Origin of the sequence: Actinomyces sp. ICM47 (genome assembly GCF_905369875.1) — a bacterium.
Taxonomy (GTDB): Bacteria; Actinomycetota; Actinomycetes; order Actinomycetales; family Actinomycetaceae; genus Pauljensenia.
Genome location: NZ_CAJPJE010000068.1, coordinates 1 through 7,623, shown reverse-complemented (window position 1 = coordinate 7,623; position 7,623 = coordinate 1). Strand labels below are relative to the sequence as shown.

Annotated in this window: 9 protein-coding genes; 5 read left to right on the top strand and 4 right to left on the bottom strand. The window is 63.8% G+C overall.

Annotation, left to right across the window (positions count from 1 at the left end):
* Positions 1-11: 11 nt before the first annotated feature.
* The 4 genes from QZ149_RS09770 (at position 12) to QZ149_RS09755 (ending at position 1,483) form a co-directional block, all read left to right on the top strand.
* On the top strand, positions 12-104 hold the full coding sequence (locus QZ149_RS09770; protein WP_291450547.1) for an IS3 family transposase: 93 nt from the start codon (positions 12-14) through the stop codon (positions 102-104).
* 323 nt (positions 105-427) lie between these two features.
* On the top strand, positions 428-703 hold the full coding sequence (locus QZ149_RS09765; protein ID WP_291451249.1) for a hypothetical protein: 276 nt from the start codon (positions 428-430) through the stop codon (positions 701-703).
* Positions 696-1,220: a hypothetical protein gene (locus QZ149_RS09760; protein ID WP_291451247.1), complete on the top strand. Its 525-nt coding sequence runs from the start codon at positions 696-698 to the stop codon at positions 1,218-1,220. Before QZ149_RS09765 ends, QZ149_RS09760 begins: the two co-directional genes overlap by 8 nt.
* On the top strand, positions 1,217-1,483 hold the full coding sequence (locus QZ149_RS09755) for a hypothetical protein (protein WP_291451245.1): 267 nt from the start codon (positions 1,217-1,219) through the stop codon (positions 1,481-1,483). The genes QZ149_RS09760 and QZ149_RS09755 overlap by 4 nt, the downstream gene beginning before the upstream one ends.
* A gap of 810 nt (positions 1,484-2,293) precedes the next feature.
* On the opposite strand, the gene QZ149_RS09750 is transcribed toward QZ149_RS09755, so the two are convergent.
* The 4 genes from QZ149_RS09750 to QZ149_RS09735 form a co-directional block, all read right to left on the bottom strand.
* Positions 2,294-2,764: a response regulator gene (locus QZ149_RS09750; protein WP_291451243.1), complete on the bottom strand. Its 471-nt coding sequence runs from the start codon at positions 2,762-2,764 to the stop codon at positions 2,294-2,296.
* Complete coding sequence (locus tag QZ149_RS09745; protein WP_291451251.1) at positions 2,761-4,863, bottom strand: ATP-binding protein; 2,103 nt, start codon at positions 4,861-4,863, stop codon at positions 2,761-2,763. Before QZ149_RS09745 ends, QZ149_RS09750 begins: the two co-directional genes overlap by 4 nt.
* Before the next feature lie 7 nt (positions 4,864-4,870).
* Positions 4,871-6,283, bottom strand: coding sequence for a DASS family sodium-coupled anion symporter (locus QZ149_RS09740; RefSeq protein ID WP_291451242.1), 1,413 nt, complete (start codon positions 6,281-6,283; stop codon positions 4,871-4,873).
* Positions 6,284-6,492: 209 nt separating this feature from the next.
* Entirely contained in the window at positions 6,493-7,032 is a 540-nt protein-coding gene (locus QZ149_RS09735; RefSeq protein WP_291451241.1) for a hypothetical protein, read from the bottom strand.
* Between the two features lie 127 nt (positions 7,033-7,159).
* On the opposite strand from QZ149_RS09735, the gene QZ149_RS09730 reads away from it, so the two are divergent.
* Entirely contained in the window at positions 7,160-7,612 is a 453-nt protein-coding gene (locus tag QZ149_RS09730) for a hypothetical protein (RefSeq protein WP_291451250.1), read from the top strand.
* The last annotated feature ends 11 nt before the right edge of the window (positions 7,613-7,623 follow it).

The window sequence follows — 7,623 nt, the reverse complement described above, 5'->3', positions numbered from 1 at the left end:
TCAACGCCTACATCACCTACTGGAACACAACAAGACGCCAAGTAAAGCTCAAGGGCCTGACCCCAGCAGAATACCGGGATCAGGCCCTACAGCAAGCCGCATAACGACTACCATTAAACGCGTCCAACTTTCTGGGCGCAGTTCACCGGCGCGTGCCAGGGGCTGACAGCCTGGGCCGCTGCGCTCACTATCGTCGAGGCCTGCTCCGGCCCCCCGTGTCATCCGCGATGACAGCGTTATCGCAGGTTCCACCGGGAGGTTCTGGGCAGGTTTTCCCGTTTCTCGTGTCTTCCTCCGAAACTAGACCCGCGCCCCGGTAGCCCATAGGATGGTGGTAGCGCATACATCTACCGCACGGTACGAGACGGGTTCGCCACGCGTGACACCTGGACCGCACTGAGCGGATGATCTGGAAGGAGGCGCGCCCGTGACATACGAAGCCAGCTCGACACTGTTCTTCATCTTCATGATCATGATGATGATATTTATCGTGCTTGTGTCGCCACTCGGAAAGGCACTTGGCACCCAATTCAAGCGGAAGTCTCTCAACACCCGCTATTCGCAGCTCGACCCCCTCGTGCGCCAAGTCCTGGCCGACACGGACGGCGACCGCACGAAAGCCGCCCGCAAGCTGCGCCGCAAGACCCTGCTCCCCACTGCCACCATCAATACCCTCCTCTCCCTCTACACCGATCATGCATAACGACGCACTGCCCTTCACCCTTGTCGTATTCTTCGTCATCTTCTTTTTCCTGATGCTCGCGCCCATGTTCTACGCGGTCGTCATGGGCGTGCGCGAAAAGAACCTCCAGATGGAGCGCGAGCGCCTGGTACAGCTCTACGGGTTCGACCTCGAGCGCATCCGGCAGGACGAACCCCTGCTCATGGAGCACATTCACCGGCTCATCCCCACGATCGGGATCATGCCGACGATCCGATACGTCTCTTCAGCCGCGGGGCTGCCCATCGACGTCGCCCAGATCCTCGTGTGCAGTGAACCCGCCGCCCCGCTCACCTCCAGTCCCTACCCGATGGCGCATCCTGGTTCGGCCGCACCACAGGTCGGCACGACACCCTCCTACCCGATGTCATCCCGGTCGAGCACCACGCAGTTCCAGCCGGCCGAGGCCTCGGCACCCGATTCCGCCACGAGGCAGGCATCCGCGACGCGCACGACCACCCCGCGCGGGGCGGCAACCGAATCGGGGCACGAGCGATGAGCACCACCGCAGTTCTCAGCGTCGTCGGCGTGGGCCTCGCTGCCTACCTCATCGGCGTTCTTCTGTGGGCGACGGCCCGTTTCTTCACCAGCCGACGCAAGCCGTCATACGCGACGACACACAGGTACGAGGAGCTCCACCAGCTCGCTGGTGCCGCGCTGCGTGAAGCACACGGAAATCGGGCGCAAGCCGCCCACATCATGCGCCACGCGACACGCCTGCCTCGCCGCACCATCAACACTGCGCTGCTCCTGCACCGGTAAGGGACGATAGGGCGAGGCGGTCGGCGAAGTGCCAGCCTCGCACTATCCCCCCGGCCACGGGCAACACGACAACGAAGGGCCGCCGCTCGACCATCCACGGTCGAGTGGCGGCCCTTCACCTAGCCTCAGCGGATCGTATGGCCGACGCGGGCACCGACGCAGATTCCGGGCGCATCACGCTTAACTGACCTCTTGGTCAGCAATATAGTAACGAGCATCTCTTCTAGCTTGGTTCTGCAACCACTTGCCATAACTGCAAAACGCGACCCACACTTACCCCGCAAATGAAGCGCGAATGCATGTATTACAAGTAAATACTACGAAACTACACTCATACGAAATGAAAGAAATAACTCGAACCCCTCAGATAAAAATCACGAAAAGATAACGGGTGTAAAACTTGACCGCGCGAACACCTTTAGATATATTTAAGGCCTCCGGAGACGAAATTTCGACGAACCAAGCCCTCCAGGTGGACTGGGAGCTGACCAGAAGAAAGAAGCAGCGATGTTTGAGCAGATCACCGCAGTTATCAACGCGTTCCTCACCTTTGTTGGTAGCATTCTTGGCCTCTTCTCCTGATTAAACCCTCAATCAGGAAAAGGGTTGCTCTGAGAGGCAACGCTTGATAGGAACCCCAGTCCCCCTAGCGGGGACTGGGGTTCTGCCTCATCCGTCGAGTTCAGCACCAGGAAACCAGAGAACACTCCCATCAGCGCAACGCGACCACGGCCTCGTCTCTCTCACAGACGCATAGTGCGGGGCTGCCGCCCGACCAACGACGGTCGGGCGGCAGCCCCGCACTCGCACTCAGCGAATCGCCTCCATGACACGCACACCATCGAGCACGGTCACGTACGGCAAGGGATCAATATCAGCCTCAAGGACATACTCCGTGAGCTGGTCGCGCACAGTGTTGCGCAGCTCCTCGGGGTCCCACGGCTTACCGATGTAGTAATCCAGGCCCGCATGGTTAACCGCGCGGATCGTATCAGACTGGTCGGCCTGACCGGTGACCAGCACCGTTCGTGTCGCGGCGAAACGATCATCCTGCATGAGTTCCACGAGGAAATCGACCCCCGACTTGCCGGGCAGGCGATGATCCGAGAGAACCAGGGCCAGCTCGTCCCCATCCTCGACGATCTCATCAATCACGGCCCACGCGTCGTCGACGTCTTCGGCGACCTCAAGCCGGATCTTGTCCCAAAACTCTTCAAGATCACGCTCGAGCGCGTCTCGCACGTCGGCCTCGTCCTCGAGGGACAGGATTGTCAGGGTCATGATTCCTCCTCTTGTGGTTGAGTGGGCAACGAGATCCTCATAGTGGTGGACCCCGGGTGAGAGCAGATCACGAGTGTTCCCCCGTGGTCGGCGATGATGCTTCGGACGATGGACATGCCCATACCAAGCCCGAATCGGACGCGCCCCGCCTTAGTGGTGAAGTGCGGCTCCATAATCTTGTCAACAATTCCCGGGTCGATACCCGGACCGTTATCGCACACGGTGATGGCAACTCCCTCAGGCGTCGGTCGCACGGTGATACGGATCAGCGCCTCGGCCTCGCCGCGTGTCGGCAGCTCGGGCACGCCGCCCGACGCCTCCGCCGCCGCGATCAAGTCGGCGTTCTCGTCTTCAATGGCTTCGGCCGCGTTGACGATGAGGTTCGTCCACACCTGTTGCAGCTTCGCGGGATGCGCGCGCACGAGCGGCACCTCCTCGTAGTCGCAGTCGATGCGGATACCCCGTACCCTGTGGGCGGTCAGCCGCAGCACGTCGTCGATCCCCTCGCGCACGTCCACAGGCTTGAGATCCTCGGCGTCCGGGCGCGCGTAGCCCTTGAGGGACTGGGTCAGCTCGATGACGCGGTCACCCGCGGCGAGCACCGAGCGCAGGGACCCACCCAGGCGCGCCCCGGCCTCGTACGCGTCAATGCCTCCCGGGATCTGTGCGAGCGCGCGCGCACCGTCTGCCCCTTGGATCCCCGCGCGCACGAGCCGACGTGCGAGCGTGCGGTCACCGACGACGGGCAAGAGCTCCTTCATGAGGGCGCGCTCGACCGACGTGGAGCGCGGGGGCGCGGTCAGCGCCCGGGACATGGCCTCCCTCGACGAGGCCGTGGCTGGGGCAGCGAGGGCCGCATCGACGTCCTCGTGCAGGTGCTTCGCGGCGCGCACGAGAGCGGTCACCGGGTTGTTGAGCTCGTGGGCGATACCGGCGCTCAGCTCGCCGAGCATCGCGAAGCGCGCACGTTCGACCAGCTCGGCACGGGTCGCGCACAGGTCCTCGAGGGTGGCCGCCAGGGCCTCCTTCTGGGCCTCAAGGTCCTCGGCGAGCATCGCGTTTTGCAGGTGAAGGTCCTCGGCACGCATGAGGCGGCGCGTCAGCGAACGAATCGCAAGCGCCGTCAAGGTTCCACCGATCGACGGATCCTCAGAAATGACGATCTGGAGCTGCTCGGTCGTCAGGCGCACGACCGTCGCCTCGGTCGCCGTCTCGCCCGTGAAGAACGCGTCCTCCGCCCTGGCCAGCGACACCAGGCCAATGAGCGGACCCGACGTCGCCAAGTGCGCGAGCACCTCACCCTGCGGGGAATCCCTGTGCAGGGACACTTGTCCTTCAAGCACCAGGTACACGGCACCCACCGGCTGCCCCTGCGTCACCAGCTGCGTACCCTCCGGGATGATGAGGCGCGGACGCTGGCCAAGCACCCGCTCGACGCCCGCAAGGAGCTCCATAACAACCTCGCGCTCGTCACGATCCAGGCCCTCCAAGAGCGGACCCTGGACGGCGAACGGCGGCGGATCCGCAATGAGGTTGCGGATCTGGCGCTGCGAATAACCGCACCCACTCAGGTAACGCACCATCGTCGAATACGCCTGGCCCGCCAGCAGCGGCACCGTCCACGGCGCCTTCAACACCGAGGACAGCGCCCCCGACTGCATGCAGCCCGTAAGATCACGATGCTCGAACTTATCCGTGACGACCACCCACTGCACGCGTGTCAGCACGGGAATCGACACCGCATGCTCGATCATCGCGTCAATGTCGGAAACCTCCGAGGTCACCAGACCCATCAGCACATGATCGCCGGGGCGCAGGCTCGCCTCGTAGGCCGCCAAGTCCCCAATGCCGTCCACTCGATCCAAGCATAAGCGCGGGAACGCATACGACAGGTCCCTGGTTACCGGGGCCGCGATATGCCGCGAATCGTCGCCGACCACCAGCATATGAATCGGGTACCCCGCGCGGTGACCTCCGCAGCGCACATCCGTGCGCGCCATGACCGAGGCATCCTCCTGCGCGGGACCCTGCGTCCACCCGTGGGCCAGCCCCGGCCTGGGGCGACCGTTCGCGCCCGAGCCGACCACGGCCTCGTCCATGGACACGTCACATCACCCCGATGAATCCCCAGGTCAGCGGAGCCACAAACGCCAGAAGAATAATGCCGACGACGCCGACAACAATGCCGACGACCGCCATCTCGCGGGTCGGGGTCGTGCCCGTCGAGTACGCGATCGCGTTGGGCGGGGTCGAGATCGGCAGGCACATGCCCAACGAGCAGCCCAGTGCGATGACGATCGCGATTTCCGCGGCGCTCGTGGACACCGTCGCCGCCAGGCCCATACCCATCGGAATCAGCAGGTTCGCCGACGCCGAGTGCGAAATGACATTCGAGGTCACCCACCCCACGAGGGCCAACACGAGGATCAGGAGAACACCGGGGATCGAGGCCCACTGGATCGAACCGAGCATCCACTTGTCGAGGCCCGTCGCAGACACTCCTGATCCCAGCGCGATACCGCCCGCGACCAGCCACAGGACCGGCCAATCCAGGGCACGCAGGTCGTCGCCGCTCATCACCTTCGTCATCAGGAGAACGACGACCGGCAGGAAGCCAACGACGTTGGCCGAAATGTGGTGCAGGGACTCCGTCATCCACAGGAGGATCGTCAGACCCGCAACCGAGTAGAAGATGATTGCGTTGCGCGACTTCTCGAAGCGCGCCGACGTGTCGATGTTGAACGTCGCGTCGGAGGGAATGTAGCGCCACGCGATGAACGCCCACGACAGGGCCAGAAGCACCAGCATGAGCGGCACGGCCGCGAGCATCCACTGCAGGAAGGTGACCTTGACGCCCGCGTTCTCCAACGCGCCCAGAGCGATCGCGTTCGGGGGCGTGCCAACCGGCGTGCCCATACCACCGACGTTCGCGGCCACGGGGATCGACAGGGCAATGCCGGTGCGCGCCTTGCCTTCGGGCAGGGCCATGATGACCGGCATCATAACGGCGAACATCGTCGCCGTGGTCGCCGTATTCGACATGAACATACTCATGATCGCGGTGATCAGCATGACGCCCATAACCGTCAGACGAGGCTTGCCCATGAAGGGCTTGAGGAGGATCGCCGACAGGGCGCGATCCAGCTTGTACTTGGCAGCGCCGTCGGCCACCATGAAGCCGCCCAGGAACAGGATGATGACCGGGTTAGCCAGTGCCCCGAAGAACTTCGTGTACGCCGGGGCACCCTCACCCACGCTCAGCAGCGCATGGTCCGAAATGAACAGGACCTCCAGGAAAATGACCAGGACCGCCGTGCCCGCGAGCGGCACCGCCTCCGTCACCCACAGCAGAATCGCCGCCAGGAAGATACCAAACATGCGAGTGCCTGACACATCCAGGCCTGGCAGCTGAATAAAAAGGGATGCCGCGATGCAGATCAGCGCACCGATAGCACCAAAAGCCTTGACTGGACTGACTTTCCCCTTCTTCTTAGAGAAATCTGCCTGTCGGGTGGACATATTCTGAGCGGACCGCGGATTGATTGACACCGCGCCCTTGGAGCGTCGAGCCATTACGAAGAGACCTCGTTGTCTTGCGTGGATACTGTCCAATTAGTGTAGGCCAGCACACACAGAAAGTGAAACCGGGGTGAGAGCTTTCGGATGCTCTCACCCCGGATTAACGTTTCCCGTCAGTCTTCTCTGCCCACTCGCGGTCCCGCGACCTCCTACTCAGCCACGGCCTCGTCAATGTCGTAGCCCGTCGGGAGGAGACCCGGACGGGCAGGCTCCCACCCGAGCGCGGAGGCAACATAGTCGGCGAAGTTGCGGATGATCGACCAATTTTCCTCGAATCCGAGCTGATTGGGGATGGTCAACAGGAGGGTGTCAGCCTCCGCGAGGGCGCGATCCTGACTCAGCTGCTTAATGAGCGTCGAAGGGTCAGCCGCGTACGTGCGCCCGAAGGTGGCGACGCCGGAGTCAAGGTGGCCGACCTGATCACCCGAGGCACTCAGACCGTACAGGCCGCGGTCACGCTCGGACAGGAGCGGGAAGATCGAACGCGACACAGCCACGTGCGGTGTCCAGTCGTGGCCGGCCTCGACCCACACCTGGCGGTAGGCGCGTAGCTGCTCGGCCTGGATGTCACCGAAAGGCTTGTCGCCATGCTCGAAGACCAGGGTGGAGCTCATGAGGTTCACGCCGTCGCGCGCGGCCTGGACCGCCGATGCATTGGACCCCGCGCCATACCAGATCCGGGAGCGCAAGCCGGGCGAATACGGGAGGACCGGCAGGGGCGTACCCGGGTTGAGCTGGGTAGGGTACTGCTCGTGCAGGGGCGCAGCCTCGGCGATTGAGGGTCTGAAGGCGCAGGTCACAGCGAACCAGAAGCTCGTGAGCCAGGTCGGCGGCGCGGTCCAGCGGATCGAGAAGCGCACCGAGGAACGGGTCGAGAAGGCTGTCGAGCAGGTCGCCGGGGAGGCTTCGGCCACGATGACCGCGAGCCTCGACGCCTCGAACGCGCGGGCGGAGTGGATCATCGCCGCGACGGCGAAGCTGGAGGCGCGACAGCTCTGGTCCGCCGCCGCGATGTGCCTCGTTCTCCTGCCGGTGGCCATGGTCGTCGCCGGTCTCTGGATGGGCATCGCCGGGCTCATCACGGGTGTTCAGTGGGCGCTGGACGTGGACGTGAGCGTGTGGCTCGGCATCGGTCGGTGGCTCGTGGTCGGCACTGGCCTCGCCGGGGCCGGCTACGGGGTCTTCGCGTCCGTCCGCTGGGTTGCGGGTCTCGTGGAGACCTGGAAGGGCCGCGGGATGCCGAAGTGGCCCCGCTGGCGCAAGAGGTGATCACGCCTCAC